Annotated in this window: 12 protein-coding genes; 7 read left to right on the top strand and 5 right to left on the bottom strand. The window is 65.0% G+C overall.

Annotated elements, in window-relative coordinates; genetic code table 11:
* Positions 1–82: 82 nt before the first annotated feature.
* From D7316_RS14080 to D7316_RS14065, 4 genes are read right to left on the bottom strand one after another with little or no spacing between them, the layout of a single operon-like run.
* Positions 83–1,570 carry an ABC transporter ATP-binding protein gene (locus D7316_RS14080; protein WP_164473791.1) on the bottom strand — a complete coding sequence of 496 codons (1,488 nt, stop codon included), beginning with the start codon at positions 1,568–1,570 and terminating at the stop codon, positions 83–85.
* Positions 1,567–2,355, bottom strand: coding sequence for an ABC transporter permease subunit (locus tag D7316_RS14075; protein ID WP_124708799.1), 789 nt, complete (start codon positions 2,353–2,355; stop codon positions 1,567–1,569). Before D7316_RS14075 ends, D7316_RS14080 begins: the two co-directional genes overlap by 4 nt.
* Positions 2,352–3,344, bottom strand: coding sequence for an ABC transporter permease (locus tag D7316_RS14070; RefSeq protein ID WP_232016910.1), 993 nt, complete (start codon positions 3,342–3,344; stop codon positions 2,352–2,354). Before D7316_RS14070 ends, D7316_RS14075 begins: the two co-directional genes overlap by 4 nt.
* Positions 3,341–4,864, bottom strand: a complete 1,524-nt coding sequence (locus D7316_RS14065; RefSeq protein WP_124708797.1) for an ABC transporter substrate-binding protein — start codon at positions 4,862–4,864, stop codon at positions 3,341–3,343. The genes D7316_RS14070 and D7316_RS14065 overlap by 4 nt, the downstream gene beginning before the upstream one ends.
* Positions 4,865–5,378: 514 nt before the next feature.
* Here D7316_RS14065 and D7316_RS14060 point away from each other — a divergent pair.
* The 6 genes from D7316_RS14060 (at position 5,379) to D7316_RS14035 (ending at position 12,083) form a co-directional block, all read left to right on the top strand.
* Positions 5,379–6,377 carry a TauD/TfdA family dioxygenase gene (locus D7316_RS14060; protein WP_124708796.1) on the top strand — a complete coding sequence of 333 codons (999 nt, stop codon included), beginning with the start codon at positions 5,379–5,381 and terminating at the stop codon, positions 6,375–6,377.
* A complete protein-coding gene (locus D7316_RS14055; RefSeq protein ID WP_124708795.1) occupies positions 6,374–7,333 on the top strand; it encodes an ornithine cyclodeaminase family protein in 960 nt (319 codons plus the stop codon). Before D7316_RS14060 ends, D7316_RS14055 begins: the two co-directional genes overlap by 4 nt.
* A complete protein-coding gene (locus tag D7316_RS14050) occupies positions 7,330–8,694 on the top strand; it encodes an alanine racemase (RefSeq protein ID WP_124708794.1) in 1,365 nt (454 codons plus the stop codon). Before D7316_RS14055 ends, D7316_RS14050 begins: the two co-directional genes overlap by 4 nt.
* Positions 8,691–9,824, top strand: a complete 1,134-nt coding sequence (locus tag D7316_RS14045; protein ID WP_124708793.1) for a PLP-dependent cysteine synthase family protein — start codon at positions 8,691–8,693, stop codon at positions 9,822–9,824. The genes D7316_RS14050 and D7316_RS14045 overlap by 4 nt, the downstream gene beginning before the upstream one ends.
* Positions 9,821–11,224 carry an MATE family efflux transporter gene (locus tag D7316_RS14040; RefSeq protein WP_124708792.1) on the top strand — a complete coding sequence of 468 codons (1,404 nt, stop codon included), beginning with the start codon at positions 9,821–9,823 and terminating at the stop codon, positions 11,222–11,224. The genes D7316_RS14045 and D7316_RS14040 overlap by 4 nt, the downstream gene beginning before the upstream one ends.
* Positions 11,225–11,393: 169 nt before the next feature.
* Positions 11,394–12,083, top strand: coding sequence for a metal-dependent transcriptional regulator (locus D7316_RS14035; protein ID WP_124708791.1), 690 nt, complete (start codon positions 11,394–11,396; stop codon positions 12,081–12,083).
* 230 nt (positions 12,084–12,313) lie between these two features.
* On the opposite strand, the gene D7316_RS14030 is transcribed toward D7316_RS14035, so the two are convergent.
* Positions 12,314–13,315 carry a LysR family transcriptional regulator gene (locus D7316_RS14030; RefSeq protein WP_124708790.1) on the bottom strand — a complete coding sequence of 334 codons (1,002 nt, stop codon included), beginning with the start codon at positions 13,313–13,315 and terminating at the stop codon, positions 12,314–12,316.
* 116 nt (positions 13,316–13,431) lie between these two features.
* On the opposite strand from D7316_RS14030, the gene D7316_RS14025 reads away from it, so the two are divergent.
* Positions 13,432–14,568 (top strand): FAD-dependent oxidoreductase, encoded by a 1,137-nt coding sequence (locus D7316_RS14025; protein ID WP_124708789.1) that lies wholly within the window; start codon positions 13,432–13,434, stop codon positions 14,566–14,568.
* Positions 14,569–14,602: the final 34 nt, after the last annotated feature.

Genomic DNA, 14,602 nt, shown 5'->3' with positions numbered 1-14,602 from the left:
GGCCGGTCAGCACCGCTGGTGACGGCCTGCTGTGCGACGGCAGGCAAAGTCGAACGCCCGTCAGCAGTCAGCCGCACCATGATCATGTGTGGCTGTGGCCGATCGACTCCGACGGTCCTGCCGGGGTGCCGACGGTGTCGACGAGTTCGCGGATGTTTCCTCGGGCAACGATCTGGCCGGCATCGAGAACGACCCCGTGCGCGGTGTATCGCTTCAGCAGGTCCATGTCGTGGCTGATCACGATCACCGCCATATCGCGTGCGGTGGCGACGTCGGAGACCAAGCGCATGATGGCGTGCGCTGTGGCAATGTCGAGCGCCGAGGTGATCTCGTCACAGACGAGCACCCGCGGACCGGCCGCCAGTGCGCGAGCGATGGCAACGCGTTGGCGTTGTCCGCCGGACAACTCGTGTGGGTAGCGGTGACCGAAATCCGGCGGTAGTTCGACGGCCTCCAGCAGTGTGGTGACGTCGGTGGGGTGATCGCGCGAACGGTGCCGGCGACCGTTGAGGCGATGCAGAGCCCTGGCGAGTGTCTGGCCCACGGTGCGTTGCGGATTGAGTGACGACAACGGGTTCTGCGGGATGAGTTGAATGCGGCCGCGCTGGGCGGGAGTCCGCCCGCGTACATCGCACGAGAGCGGTTCCATGTCGAGAGTCAGCGTGCCGGTCGCCGTGGGCTCGAGTCCGACCAGTACGCGAGCCAGGGTGGTCTTGCCCGCCCCGGATTGACCGAGCACCGCGGTCAGCGCGCCTTCGGACACAGTCAGGTCGACGCCGTCGAGAACGTTGATCTGCCCACGGCGGAGGCACAGTGTCCGGGCGGCCAGCACTGGCGAGGTGGCCGATCGTGCCGGCATCGGCATCGGGATCGGGATCGGCATGGGGGGCGCGGTGACGCGACGCGCTGCCGCAGGGTGGAGGTGTATGTGCTGGTCTGTCATCGATTCGAGCGTGGCCATGTCATGTCCGGAAACGATCACGGTGATGTTGTGCTCGGTGGCCAACGCGGTCAGTAGTCGGGAGATGTCTGCCCGGGCTTGTTGATGTAGTCCGGCGAAGGGTTCGTCGATGAGCAGCAGCTGTACGCCGCGTGTGAGCGCACGCGCCAACGCCACTCGGCGTTGCTGCCCGCCGGAGAGTTGTCCGGGACGCCGCGACGAGATCTCGGCCGGCAGGCCCACGGCTTCGAGCGCCGCTGCCGGGCTCAACGCCGCGGTGGGAGTGGCCAGTTCGGAGATCAGCGTCCGCACGGTGACGACCGGGTTGAGTGCTGAACCGGGGTCTTGGCCGACATAGGCCAGATGCCTACGGCGGAAGGAGCGCAGCCGCTTCTCTGGCAGAGCCAGTACCTGTTCACCGTGGACGGTGATGTCGCCCCTGTGATGTCCACCGGCGGGCACCGCCCCGAGAATCGCTTTCATCAGTGTGGTCTTGCCGCACCCGGACGGGCCCGACAACGCGATGACGGTGCCGTGCTCAGCCGTGAACGACACCGGGGCGAGGATCGGATCGTCCGGCTGGGGGGCAACGCTGACACTGAATGACGTCACCGAGACGGCCGCGGTCACGGTGTCGTCCTTCGGGAAGCGATGATCTCGACGGCCACCGAGAGACTGATCGCCACCAGCGCCAACGCGAGAGCCGGCGCTGCCACTGCCCACGGGTTGAGTAACACACCACCGCTGTTCTCGCGGACCATCAGCGCCCAGTTGGATTCGCCCAGGGATGCCGGGAGGGCGAGAAATGCTGCGGTGCTGACCAGGTACATGGCCTCGACGAACCGCAGTCCGAGCTGAGTGAGCGTGGTGTCACGCAGGTTCGGCAGGACCTCTCTGACCGCGAGGTACGGCAGTCGCTCACCACTGGCGACGGCGACGTCGATGAAGCCGGATGCGGCGACCCCGTTCGCGGCGGCAGCGAATACCCGTGCTGAGTAGGGCGTGCCGACCAGTACGGCGACGACGATCAGCCCGGCGGTTCCGGCAGACGGCCAGGACAGCAACACCAGCATGATCGCCAGAATGGGCGGAACAAGCATCGCGGCGTCGGTGGCGCGCTCGATGACTGCACCCAGGCGCGGTTGGAGCGCAGCGACGGTACCCGCCATCGCGGCCAGAGCAGTGACCAATACGGCGATCGTCGACGCGATCAGGATGATCCTCCATCCGCCGGTCAGCAGCTGAGGCAGTATCGAACGCCCGAGGTGGTCCGTGCCGAGCCAGGCCTGCGCCGATGGCTCCGAGTAGGGGATGTCTCCCTGACCGGACGACGTGTCGACGAACAACGGGGCGATGGCGGCAGCGGCGATGATCACCGCCGCCGGCACCAGCCACCAGACCCGCGTGTGTTTCATGCGCGAGTTCGTATCGCCCACGCGCGCAGAAGATCTGCGAGGACCAGCATCATGGTGATGACGACACCGGTCAAGGCCACGACAGCTGCGACAACGGGCGCATCGCGATCTGTGACCGCGCCGGCAAGCACCGTTCCCAGCCCCGGGTAATTGAAGATCGTCTCGACCACAAGCGCGCCTCCGAGGACCATGCCCACCGTCGTCGCCAGCGAGGCGGCCAGAGTGGGTGCGGCGATGGGCAGGATATGACGCGCCAGGATCTCACGTCGCGTGAGTCCATCCAGTTCGGCCGCGGCGACGTGTGGCATGCCGGCGGCCTCGTCCAGCGCGGCCCGGGTGACCCGAATGTTCCAGCCGGACTGGGGGATCGCCAGTGCAAGTACCGGAAGCACCAGCACCGCGGCGTTGGCCGGCGCGCCTGACGGGCCGGTCGTGGTCACGGCGGGCAACCAGCCGAGCAGCAGGGCGAACACGAAGACCAGGCCGACGGCGATCACGAATTCGGGGATCGCGATGACCGCAATGGTCGTCGACGACAGTGCACGGGCAGCAACGCTGCGTGGGAAGAACGACCACAGCGCTCCGAAACAGACCGCCGCGATGGCCGTGACCAGTATCGCGGCGCCGCCGAGGATCAGGGTGTTGGGGAACTTGTCGGTGAGCATGTCGTTGACGGATGTTCCCCGGACGCTGGTGCCCAGATCGCCCCGGATCAGTCCCCCGAGCCAGTCTGCGAACCTGACGGGCAGGGGTCGGTCGAGCCCGAGGGCCGCCTCGCGCGCGGCGATCTGGGCGTCGGTGGCGTCGCGCCCCAGTACGGCCCTTACACCGTTGCCCGGTAGCAGATCGACAGTCGCGAACACCACGATCAGCACGACGATCAACACCGCGATCCGCTGAGTCAGCGCGGTGGCAACGCGGCGCGAGGAGGCAGCCGCGACCGACGGCGTCCACCGGGAACCCGCGAACCGCAGCGACTCGGAGGTCAATTGGTCAACCATGCTCGTTCGAGCTGTACTCGACCGAACCCACCCAGGGTGGGCAGTCCGTGAACCCGAGACGAAGCGATATCGACCCCGTCGGCCATACCCCAGACGAGGTAGCCGCCCCGCTCGTACTCGATGCGCTGCAGGTCGTGACTGGCATTCTGATATGTCGCGTCGTCGCGCGCCGCCAGTGCTCGGCGATAGGCGGAATCGAAGGCAGCGTCGTGGAAACCGGTCTCGTTCCACTTGGTCCCGGAATACATCGTCTTGCTGGCGAAGAAGACCACGGAGTCGTTGGTTCCCCAGTTCGCGGTGTACAGCGGCGCGGACAGCCACGTCTCGTCGTAGAACACGTTGGAGTCCTGCGTGACGACGTCGATCTTGATGCCCGCATCCCGTGCCTGGCCGGCGAACAGCTTGGCCGAATCGACCTCGCCGACCGCTTCATCCTTGGTGAACAGTTGATAGGTCTTGGTGAGATCGAAACGCGCCTCGGCCAGAAGTGCTTTGGCCTTGTCGAGATCCCGCCCGCGTTGGGGCAGTGACCTGTCGTATGTCGGATCACCGGTTCCCAGTACGTCGTTGGCGACGACTCCATAACCGGAGATCGCCTGTTTCACCATGGCATCGCGATCGACGATGAGCCGCATCGCCTCACGTACCCGAACGTCGGCAAAAGGGCCGTCGGAGGTGCGCATGACGACGGGGATCACCACATCGTTGGAGCGGCGCATGACCGTGTATCCGTCTCGGCCCTCGGCAGTGCGTCCGGCGACGGCGCCGACGTTGGAGGCGAGGTCGATCTGGTTGCTCAGTACCGCGTTGGCCATCGCGGTGGTGCTCTCGAAGCGGGTGACCTCGATGGCGTCCAGGGTCGGCGGCGTGGCGTACCAGTTCGGGTTTCGCACCAGGCGAGCATTTCCGTTGTCGAAGGACTCCAGCGTGAACGGTCCTGTGCCGACCGGCCTGGCGAAATCGGTGGTGCCCTGTTTGACGGTGAACGTCATCAGACGCAACAGCATGGGCAGGTCGCGGTTGGGTGCCGGCGTGGTGATCCGGACAGCCGATGGGCCGTCAGTCACGATGTCGCCCGGCGAGGTTACGGGAACCTTTGTCTCACCGGCAATCTCATGGAGCCGTCGGAGTGACCACACCACGTCGGCAGAGGAGACCGGAGTGCCGTCGTGGAACGCGGCGCCTTCGGCGATGACGAATCGCCACTGTCGAGGATCGCCGAGCTGCTCCCACCGGGAGGCCAGCCGAGGCGCGGTGTTCGGATTCTCGCCGGGAACGGTCAACGCGTCGAAGACCAATGAGGAAATGAGGAAGTCGCTGTTGTTGTTCAGCGTTTGATGCGGATCCTGCTCGATTGCCGAGGTCTTCCCCAGTGCGCCAACCCGGAGGGTTCCACCCGATTGAGGGGCACCCGAAGAGGAGTCGTTGTTCGAGCCGCATGCGGCAAGTACGGCCAGAGCGGAAACGCCCGCGCTGCCCGCCAGGAAATGTCGGCGACTGATGCTCACGAATATGTGCTTTCTCGATAAGGCAACACCTGTGGGCTCCGGGTATGGATACCCTAACCCCCGTCGTGCGGCACCTAATCACGCCGATGCGGACCCGGGCAAGGGCGCCTCGGGCCGGGCGGCTCTGGCCACCAAGCGATCGGCGTGAGTCGATCGGCCGACACGGGCGTGATGCGTTGCAGGCAGACGATCGCCGGTACGCCGTCTACCTGCGAGGTGCGCCGGTCATCACTGCGTAAGGCTCGACATGTCGCTTGCGGCGCCACGCCTCGTGAATCGCTCTGCGAGCACGTGGATCTGGACGGCGAAACAGTTAAGTGCGCTTCACTTTCGAGCAGCGAGATGCTCGCCGTGCGCCGCCAACTGTCGATCTGGTCAAGGGAACGGGCCAATTCGTGACGAGATGCACTTTAGATAGCCTAACCAAAGTTCCTTTTGATAGAGCTTGGAAAGGCTGACGCGCCATTGAGCTAGATCGTCATGATCGATTTCCGACACCAGCGATGGAGCTGAAATGACTTCGGCACAAACCATAGAAATGCACAGCATCGATCCTTCCGACGCCACCAGTCTGATGCGACTTGCGTCCGAACTGGCCGAGGAATACCGCAATCCTGACGCACCCGAGTTCGCGACAACCGCACGTGACCTTCTTGCCGAGATTCCTGCAGCGATCCTGAACCAATGTGTGGCTCCCCGAGGAGCCGCTGTTGTGCTGGATCGGCTACCGATCGACGATATGCTGATCGACTCCACGCCGTCGAGCTGGCAGACGGCTGACACCTGTCCCGCTTTGGGATTCGCGATGACCTTGATCGGGCTCGCGCTGGGCGAGCCGTTCGGGTGGGCGGGGCAACAGGACGGACGTCTGGTCAACTCGATCGTCCCCACCCCGGGTCACGAGAACGAGCAGACCGGCGCCAGCTCATCGGTGCTGCTGAGTCCACACACCGAAGACGCATTCCACCCGGACAGGGCGCACTTGATCATGTTGGGCTGCATGCGGAATCATGAATCAATCGGCACCACACTGGCATCGGTCAGAGACGTCCTCGCCGGCGGCTACCTCTCACCCGACGAGATCGCCCATCTCCGGCAACCCGAATGCCCGATCCTGCCCGACGACTCGTATGTGGGTGGCGACGAGTCTCAGGCGCCGGCACCCGTGGGTACATTGTGGCAGCGCGACGACGGTGCCTGCCTGCGATACGACCCTGCTTACACGCCCGATTCGACCGGACGTCCGACGTGGGCGAGGGCCTACGCCAAACTCGAGGCGGGCCTGGCCTCGGTATCACAGCTCGTCGCGTTGGAACCTGGTCAAGTGCTGATACTGGACAACGATGTCGCTGTGCACGGCCGGGTTCCGTTCACCGCGCGTTTCGACGGAACCGACCGGTGGCTGTTGCGACTGAACATCCGACTGGCAGATCGCGACCGACCCGCCGCAGAATCCTTCGAGCCGGGATTCGGGCAGGTGGTCGTCCGCCCCTACAGTGAGGTCCTCGTATGAGCGAGCTGTTGACATTGAGCCGCAGCGACATCGACCGGATCGAGCTCGACCCCCAGCTGGTTCTCACGGCCGTCGAGGAGGCGTACTGCGGTATTGCGCGTCAGCAATCACAGAACCCTCGCAAGGTCAAAATGTCAGCCTCCGAGTCGATCTCCTTTGCGATGGTGGGCCGATCCCCGACGACCGTCGGCTTCAAGACCTCGTACACCCATGATCCGGACCCGGGACGTGGCACCAAGCGCTACTACACGACTCTGCAACTGTACGACGATCAGACGGGAGTGCCCACCGCACTGCTCGACGGTGCCCGTATCGGTGCAGTCCGAACTGCCGCAGTCACAGCTCTGCTCGCCAAGGCCACCGCGCCACCGAACCCGCGCACCCTCCTGGTGATCGGCAGCGGACGACAAGGGCAAGAGACCATCGGTCCCATCCTGACTGCCCTTCCGACAGTCACCACGGTCCTGCTGGCCGGCAGCCATCCCGAGGGTCTGCGCGCGACCAAGCAGCGCTTGGACGTCCACGACGTCGACGTAGAGTCCGTGACCGACGCCAACGAGGTGGCCCACAGAGCCGACGTCATCGTCGGAGCAGCCGGACCGGGCACGCCCCACAACGTCACCGGTGATCGCGTTGCACCCTGGGCGGTGACGATCCTCGTGGGATACGGCGTGGACGCGTCGTGTCTCTGGGCCGCCGACCGGGTGGTCGCCACCAACGCCGAGCAGATGGCCGTGACCGGAACGGATCTGCTGGACGGGCGCACGTCGTTGCCGCCGGTCGACGCGCAACTCCCCGCCATTCTCGCGGGGGACGACCCTGCGCGCACCGAAGGCAACCAACGCATCTTCGCTTACAACTCAGGCTTGGTCGTCACCGACATCGCCATCGGTCAAGCCGTGGTCGACCGAGCCCGCGAACTCGGCCTGGGAAAGGTGGTGGCACTGTGGTCATGAGCGCCCCGCCCATGCCGGCCAAGCGCCGTGCCTGGGAGAAAGCCATTCTCACCCGGCCAGACCTGCTCAGCCAGATGGCCTCGGCAGTGGGGGAGAGCTATCACATCATCGATCCGAACACGTTCGCCGCCAATCTGGCCGACTTCGCCGCCGTGTTCGACGAATGCGGGGTCACTGGGCGGATTCGATACGGCTACAAGGCGAACAAGGCGCGAGCGTTCGTTCGTGCGTGCGCAGACGCCGCCGCCATTGCGCCGCCGTCGCGCTACGGCGTCGACGTCGCCTCCGCCGAGGAGTTCGGTGCCGCACTCGCCGCCGGGGTACGCGGCGAGGAGGTGATGGTCACCGGCCCCGCCCACTCCGACGACGTGCTACGGCTCGCTGCGCGACACCGAGCCCTGGTGGCTCTGGACACGGTCGAACAAGTCTCCCGGGTACTCGAGCACACTCCGACCGAGCACCTCAACATTCTGCTCCGGATGCGCCCCGACGACCCCACGACGCGGTTCGGCATGAGTGGGTGGGGCCTCCAGCAGGCCGTCGCTGACTTGCAAGAGTCAGATCGGATCGTCCTGAGAGGATTCAGTTTTCATCTCTCCGGTTATGACGTGTGGCCGAGAGTGGCGATGGCTCATCGTGCGATCGACGCATGCCAGCGGGCTCGTGAGGTCGGCCATCCCGCTGACATCGTCTCGATCGGCGGAGGCATCGCCGTCGACTATGTCGAGCATCGTGACTGGGACACATACCGCGCCAGAGAATCCGGCGAGTGGTACTTCGACGGAAAGACTGCCGGCTCGCTGTACCCCTACTCCACCGAGGTCGCCGGGGCGGCCATGCTCGAACGTATCCTGTGCGACTCCGACACGACTCATCCGGAGTCGGTCGGCGTCCGGGCCCGCTCCAGCGGGCTGTCGATCATGATCGAACCCGGCCGGGCGCTGTGTGACGGCGCCGGCATCAGCGTCTTCACCGTGCGAGGGGTACACACCCACACCGACGGCACCGACATCATCACGGTGTCCGGGACCTCGATGAGCCTGTCCGAGCAGTGGTTCGACAGCGAATTCCTCCCCGATCCCGAGCTCGTCGACCCGCTCGGTTCGCAACCGCGCTCCGACACCCCGATCGTGCGTCATCCCGCGATCGTCGCCGGTGCGACCTGCCTGGACACAGATCTGTTGAGTCGGCGACGAATACCGTTCTCCCGCAGGGCAAGGGTAGGCGACCTCATCGTCTATCCCAACACGGCGGGCTATCAGATGGATTCCAACGAATCCGAGTTCCATCAGGTGCCGGTACCGCCGAAACTGGTTCTGCACCGACAAGCATCACCGACCACATGGAGCATCGATCGATGACCACCAGCACCCTCACACACACCGACGCCGCCGGTCGCCCACGCGTTGGTCGAGAACGCGTCGTGCAGGCAGTGACCGATCTCGTCGGCAACACACCGCTGTTCGAACTCTGCCGCGCCCCCGGAGGGGGACGACTGCTCCTCAAGCTCGAACAATTCAATCCCACCGGCGCAGCCAAGATCCGAATGGCCATCTCCATGATCGACGACGCCGAACGGCGGGGCAATCTGCACCCCGGCGGCCGTATCGTCGAATCCACCTCAGGCAACACAGGACTCGGACTGTCGGTCGTGGCCGCCGAACGCGGCTACCACTTCTCCGCGGTCGTCGACAACCATGCGTGCATCGACAAGCTGCGCGCCATGAAGGCCATGGGTGCCGAACTCACCTACGTCTCCTCTGATGGAGACGATGCCCTGGCCACGTCGGCTCGCGAAGACTACGCCGAAGCGCTTGCCGCCAAACTGCCCGACGCCCACTTCACCGAGCAACACAACAATGACGCCAATGCCGTCGGTTACCACCGCGTCGCAGAAGAACTCCTCGAGGATCTGCCGAACGGCGTGGACTACCTCATCAGCGCTGTCGGCACCGGAGGCAGTCTTTTCGGCACCGCGGCCCAGCTCAGAGCTCTGGGAAATCCGGCCATCGTCATCGGCGTGGAACCGCACGGGTCCATCGCCTTCGGCGGTCCGGGATACGACTACTGGCAGTCCGGCACCGGCACTCCCGAGGGGGCGGTCGTCGGAACGGCAGTCGACTACAGTCTGCTCGACGAGGGTGTCAAGATCGGTGACATCGAAGCGTTCGCCACCGTCCGGGTGATCGCCCGCCGATGGGGCCTGTTGTTGGGAGGCTCTGCCGGCGGCGCCATCTACGCTGCGCTCGAGCGCCTTCCCGACCTCCCCTCGGGAACCACCGCGGTCACGATCGTGTGCGACGGGGGAGAGAAGTACCTGGACACGGTCTTCTCAGACGAGTGGATGAGTGCCCGAGGCCTGCTCAGCCCCGCCACGGAGAACCGCGTCGACGAACTCCTCGACGACGTCATCAACGGCACCGCCACCCATGACGAGACCCCAACCAGTACGGTGTGGCGGCAGGGCGACCCCATCCCCACCCAGAAATGAGCATCAGGACAGTGCAGAAGCGTGACCTTCCAGGAGCGCATCTGGCCCGGCAACTGACCGCGCTCGCCGTACCTGTCGCCGGCACCCAGCTGGCCCAGATAGCGTTGTCGGCCACCGACACCGCGATGATGGGCCTTCTCGGCGTTGAGGCGTTGGCCGGAGGCGGCCTGGCAGTCGTCATCTTCAACCAACTCCGCACGATGGGTGTGGGACTGCTTGTGCCGATGGGAAACCAGATCGCTGCAGCAGATACCGCCGCCGATCCAGGAGACGCGGCCCGGGCGATCCGCGGCCATGTACGCGCCGGGTTTCTCCTCGCGACGATCGCGGGGATCATCGGTGCCCTGGCCATCATCGGTATCGGCTGGCTTCTTCCCTTCCTCGGCCAATCCGACGATGTCGTCACCGCCGCCAGATCGATGCTGGTCGCGCTCGCACCCGGGCTCATCCCCTGTCTGTGGTTCCAGGTCATCCGACAGTTCACGGTCGGAATGCGAAAACCGTTGGCATTACTGTGGATCACCGTCGCTTCGGTCGCTGTCAACGCGGCACTCAATCTGGGATTCATCCACGGATGGGGGCCGTTTCCGTCGCTGGGGCTCGCCGGCATCGGTCTGAGCACATCTCTCGTGCATGCCTTGACGTTCATCGTGTTCTGGATCCTCGTCCGCCGCAATCAGACACTGTCGCCACTCATGTCGGTACGGTTCTGGCGCGCGGAGCGGCGTGACGTGATCTCTCTGCTCGGGCTCGGTGTGCCCGTGTCGGCGACCTATGCCAGCGAAGCAGGCATGTTCTCGGTTCTCGCCCTCGTGATGGGAGCGATCTCGGCCGAAGCGCTTGCCGCCCACAACATCGTGTATCAGATAACCTTCATCGTCTTCCAGGTCGCGATCGGATTGTCGCAGGGTGCGTCGATCCTGGTCAGTCGACAGGTGGCCCGCATGCGTACCCACCAGGCGCTGACGGTCATGAGGCTTGCCCTCGCTGCCACGTCGGTCCTGGCGGCCGCCTCTGGGTTGTGCTACCTGTTCATCCCCGACGTAGTCCTGGCACCGTTCACCGTCGATGCGAGCAGCGACACCATCGCGCTATGCCGTTCGTTGTTGCTCATCGGGATCGTCATGCAGTTCGTGGACGCCGCCCAGAACGTCGGCGTTGGTCTGCTGCGTGGGCTCGGGGACACCGTGTCGGCATTCCGGTTGTCCGTGGTGGGGTACTGGCTGGTCGGTCTACCCACTGCGCTCGTTCTGGCATTTCCTGTGGGACTCGACGCCGCCGGAGTGTGGTGGGGCCTCACCTGCGGTCTTGGTGTCACCGCGGCCTTGATGCTCATGCGGTTCGTCCGTTCGGTTCCGCGCACCTCAGAACTATCGCCCGACCGTAACGGGCCGCGCTAGTCCTACTCAGGGTCTCCTAAGCTACTCTCCGACAGGATTGTGGCGACATGAAACCAATCGGTCACTATCTGCGGACAGTAAGGCCTGCGTGGCCACCATCCACCGGTGATGCACGGGCATTGTGTCGTGCGGGCCGAGGCCGCACCCCGCGACCGGGTCGAGTGGCCGCATGATCGAGATGAGTTCGGCGACCGAACGGTATCTGCGAACGATCTTCGATCTCGACGAAGACCATGTGACACCTCGACGTGCACGAATCAGCGCCCGACTCGGTCACAGCAAATCCGCTGTCTCACAGAAGATCGAACGCATGCGGTTGGGGGGACTCGTGCAGATGACTGACGACCAGCGCATCGTCCTCACCGACGCCGGACACCGAACCGCAGTCGCGCTGACGCGTAAGCACCGGCTGGCCGAGCGGATGCTGGTGGACATCATCGGAATGCGCCGCGCCGACGTGCATCAGATCGCGACCCGCTGGGAGCATGTGATGGACGACGACGTCGAACGCCACCTGGTCCCGCTTCTCGGATATCCGGCAACAGATCCCTGGGGCAACCCTATTCCGGGGCTGGAACAGATCGGATTCAACACTGCACCAAAGAATTTCAGCACCCCCGTGCCGGAACTGCCCCTCGGGATTCCGACGTCGGGGGTGATCCGTCGGTTCACCGAGCACATGCAGAACGACCGCGACGCCCTGGCTGGGCTTCTGGCGGAAGGGATCGAACCCGGTATGGAGGTCACCGTCACACCCAAACGGAGGTCGGTGTTACTCGCAACCTCGCGCTCCACAGCAGAACTGCCCACATCGATTGCGTGCGCGATCCATGTGGACACAGCGCGGCGGCACTACTAGTTCGGCCGGATCGCAGCGCTCGAGCGGTGTGAACTCGGACGGAAACACGCTGCGTAGGTCCCGCAACCGACGCCGAGCAGGGGCCAGCGGACGGCCATGGCGTGGATCTTCTTGACGAACTCCGCCACCGATGCCGTTCCCACGGTGACGCACACGGACGAGAGGGTCTGATCGTCGAGGTCAGCCGACGCGTGGGTATCCGGGTTATGGTGCTGTATCGATCCTGGGCCTCACTGCGGTAGACGAGTGCCTCCCGATTCAGCAGATGGTCTGAGAACATCCTGAACCGCATCGACGACGATCTCCCGGAGCAGTCGATGTTCGGGTTCGCGGTCGTGGATCGGGTGCCACCACATTGCCTGGACGAGTGGTTCGAGAGGAACCGGTGGTTCGCAGGCGACGAGACGCGCGGATTCGGGAATCGCGTCGAGCATGAGTGTCGGTAGGAGTGAGATCCGGTTGCTGTGGGTGAGGAGAGCCGGCACTGTCAGGAACGACTCGGTGATCACCTGGGCTCGCGGTTCGATGCCGAGCATGCGGAGTTGCCGTGCGGCGGGAGTGGATGCCGCGGAATCGTGATAGACGAGTACCCACGGGAGAGATCGCAGGTCCTCGACGGTGGGTCCTGCGACGGCCGGGTTGTCGGCGTCCATCACGATCACCCACTCGTCGCGAAACAACTCGGCATTGGGCAGATCGAACACGAACCCGTGGGGCATCAGGAGAAGGTCACGTTCGATGAGGACCTGTTCGGCACGGACCACTTGATCGGGGCTGGTGGGCATCATGCGGATACGCGCATGCGGCGCCCGGTCGAGTAACCGCCTGACGATGGCCTCTCCCAGGAGCTGCGTTGCGTAATCACTTGTCAGGATGGTGAATTCGCGAATCGTGTCCCCGACGTCCAACCCGGATCGGCTGTTGAAGACGCGCTCCACCCCTTCGAGTGCGATCCGAGTGCGGGGACGCAGCTCGGCCGCCAGCATCGTGAGGCGGTAGCGGGCGCCTGCGCGGTAGAGCAGTTCGTCGGAGAAGTGCCGTCGGAGCCGGCGCAATGTGGCCGACACCGCCGGTTGGGTGACGCCGAGCTGTTCTGCTGCCCGCGTCACGCTCTGGTGCTGGAGGACGGCATCGAGAGTCACGAGCATGTTGAGATCCAGGTTGGCCAGAGACCGATCGGAGTGATCGGCCACTGATTGACCAGGGGTGTCCGCGGTATCCGGGTGGGGCATAAACGCAGTTTATCTCAGGCATCACCAAATGCGTCTTCACTTATTGTGACGTGGGCCGCACAGTGATGGCATCACTGTTTCGCCTCACGGGCCACCAGTCTCAGGAGACACAATCCATGACACATGCCACTGCGACCAACGTTCTCGTCGTCGGCTCCGGGATCGCGGGTTCCGCCACCGCGATTCTTCTCGCGAAGGCGGGAGTTGCGGTCGACCTCATCGAATCGCAGACCCGGGATCACGCGACCGGATCGGGGATCACGCTCCAGGGCAACGCACTCCGCGTCCTCGAGCAGCTCGGCGTCTGGGATCAGGTCGCCGAGCACGGCTACAGCTTCGACACGCTCGGCATCCGGGCATGCGACGCGGACGGCACTCTTCTCGTCGAGATGCCCGACGCCAAGACCGGTGGACCCGACCTTCCCGCCACCCTGGGCATGGAGCGACCGGTGCTCGCGGCGATCCTGCGGGAAACCGCGGACCTGTCCGGGGTCAAGACCCGCTATGGCACAACGGTGACCCGTTTCGTCCAGGACGAGACGGGGGTCGACGTCGATTTCACCGACGGTTCGCACGGACGCTACGACGTGATGATCGGCGCGGACGGGGTGAAGTCCCCGACTCGTCGCGCCCTCGGCATCGACCTGACGCCGACTCCGACCGGCATGGGGATCTGGCGCGTCTTGTGCACGCGCCCGGCATCGATCACGCGCACCGACCTCTACTACGGCGGCGTCGGGTACATCGCCGGCTACTGCCCGACGGGCGACGACTCGATGTACGCCTACATCGTCGAAGACGCGCAGGACCGCTCCGGCCTCACCGACCAGGAGCGGCTCGAGGTCATGCGATCGCTCGCCGAGCACTACCACGGGCCGTGGGACGAGATCCGCACTCTCATCACCGACGCCGCGCGAATCAACTACACGTGGTTCGAATCCCACCTGCTCGACGAACCCTGGAACCGCGGGAGGGTCGTGCTGATCGGCGACGCCGCTCACGTGTGCCCGCCCACTCTGGCGCAGGGCGGTGCCCAGGCGCTCGAGGACGCCGCGGTCCTGGCCGAGTTGCTGACCACGCAGGCCGTGGACGACGCCATGTGGAAGGCGTTCCATGACCGCAGACTCACGCGTGCAAGCGAAGTCGTCAACGGCTCGCTGCAGCTCGGCCAGTGGATGCTCGACCACGATCCCGCTGCCGACGTCCCCGGACTCATGGGGCGCATCTCGGCCCTCGTCAGCGCCCCGGCCTGAGTCCTGAAACCCATCGCCCCGAGAGAAAGCCCTT

This window comes from Gordonia insulae (assembly GCF_003855095.1).
GTDB lineage: Bacteria > Actinomycetota > Actinomycetes > Mycobacteriales > Mycobacteriaceae > Gordonia > Gordonia insulae.
This window is presented reverse-complemented; position numbering and strand designations above follow the sequence as displayed.

Coding starts and splice junctions, on each gene's coding strand:
- D7316_RS14075 (WP_124708799.1), bottom strand. CDS start 2,355: ATGAAACACACGCGGGTCTGGTGGCTGGTGCCGGCGGCGGTGATCATC.
- D7316_RS14060 (WP_124708796.1), top strand. CDS start 5,379: ATGACTTCGGCACAAACCATAGAAATGCACAGCATCGATCCTTCCGAC.
- D7316_RS14055 (WP_124708795.1), top strand. CDS start 6,374: ATGAGCGAGCTGTTGACATTGAGCCGCAGCGACATCGACCGGATCGAG.
- D7316_RS14050 (WP_124708794.1), top strand. CDS start 7,330: ATGAGCGCCCCGCCCATGCCGGCCAAGCGCCGTGCCTGGGAGAAAGCC.
- D7316_RS14045 (WP_124708793.1), top strand. CDS start 8,691: ATGACCACCAGCACCCTCACACACACCGACGCCGCCGGTCGCCCACGC.
- D7316_RS14040 (WP_124708792.1), top strand. CDS start 9,821: ATGAGCATCAGGACAGTGCAGAAGCGTGACCTTCCAGGAGCGCATCTG.
- D7316_RS14035 (WP_124708791.1), top strand. CDS start 11,394: ATGATCGAGATGAGTTCGGCGACCGAACGGTATCTGCGAACGATCTTC.
- D7316_RS14030 (WP_124708790.1), bottom strand. CDS start 13,315: ATGCCCCACCCGGATACCGCGGACACCCCTGGTCAATCAGTGGCCGAT.
- D7316_RS14025 (WP_124708789.1), top strand. CDS start 13,432: ATGACACATGCCACTGCGACCAACGTTCTCGTCGTCGGCTCCGGGATC.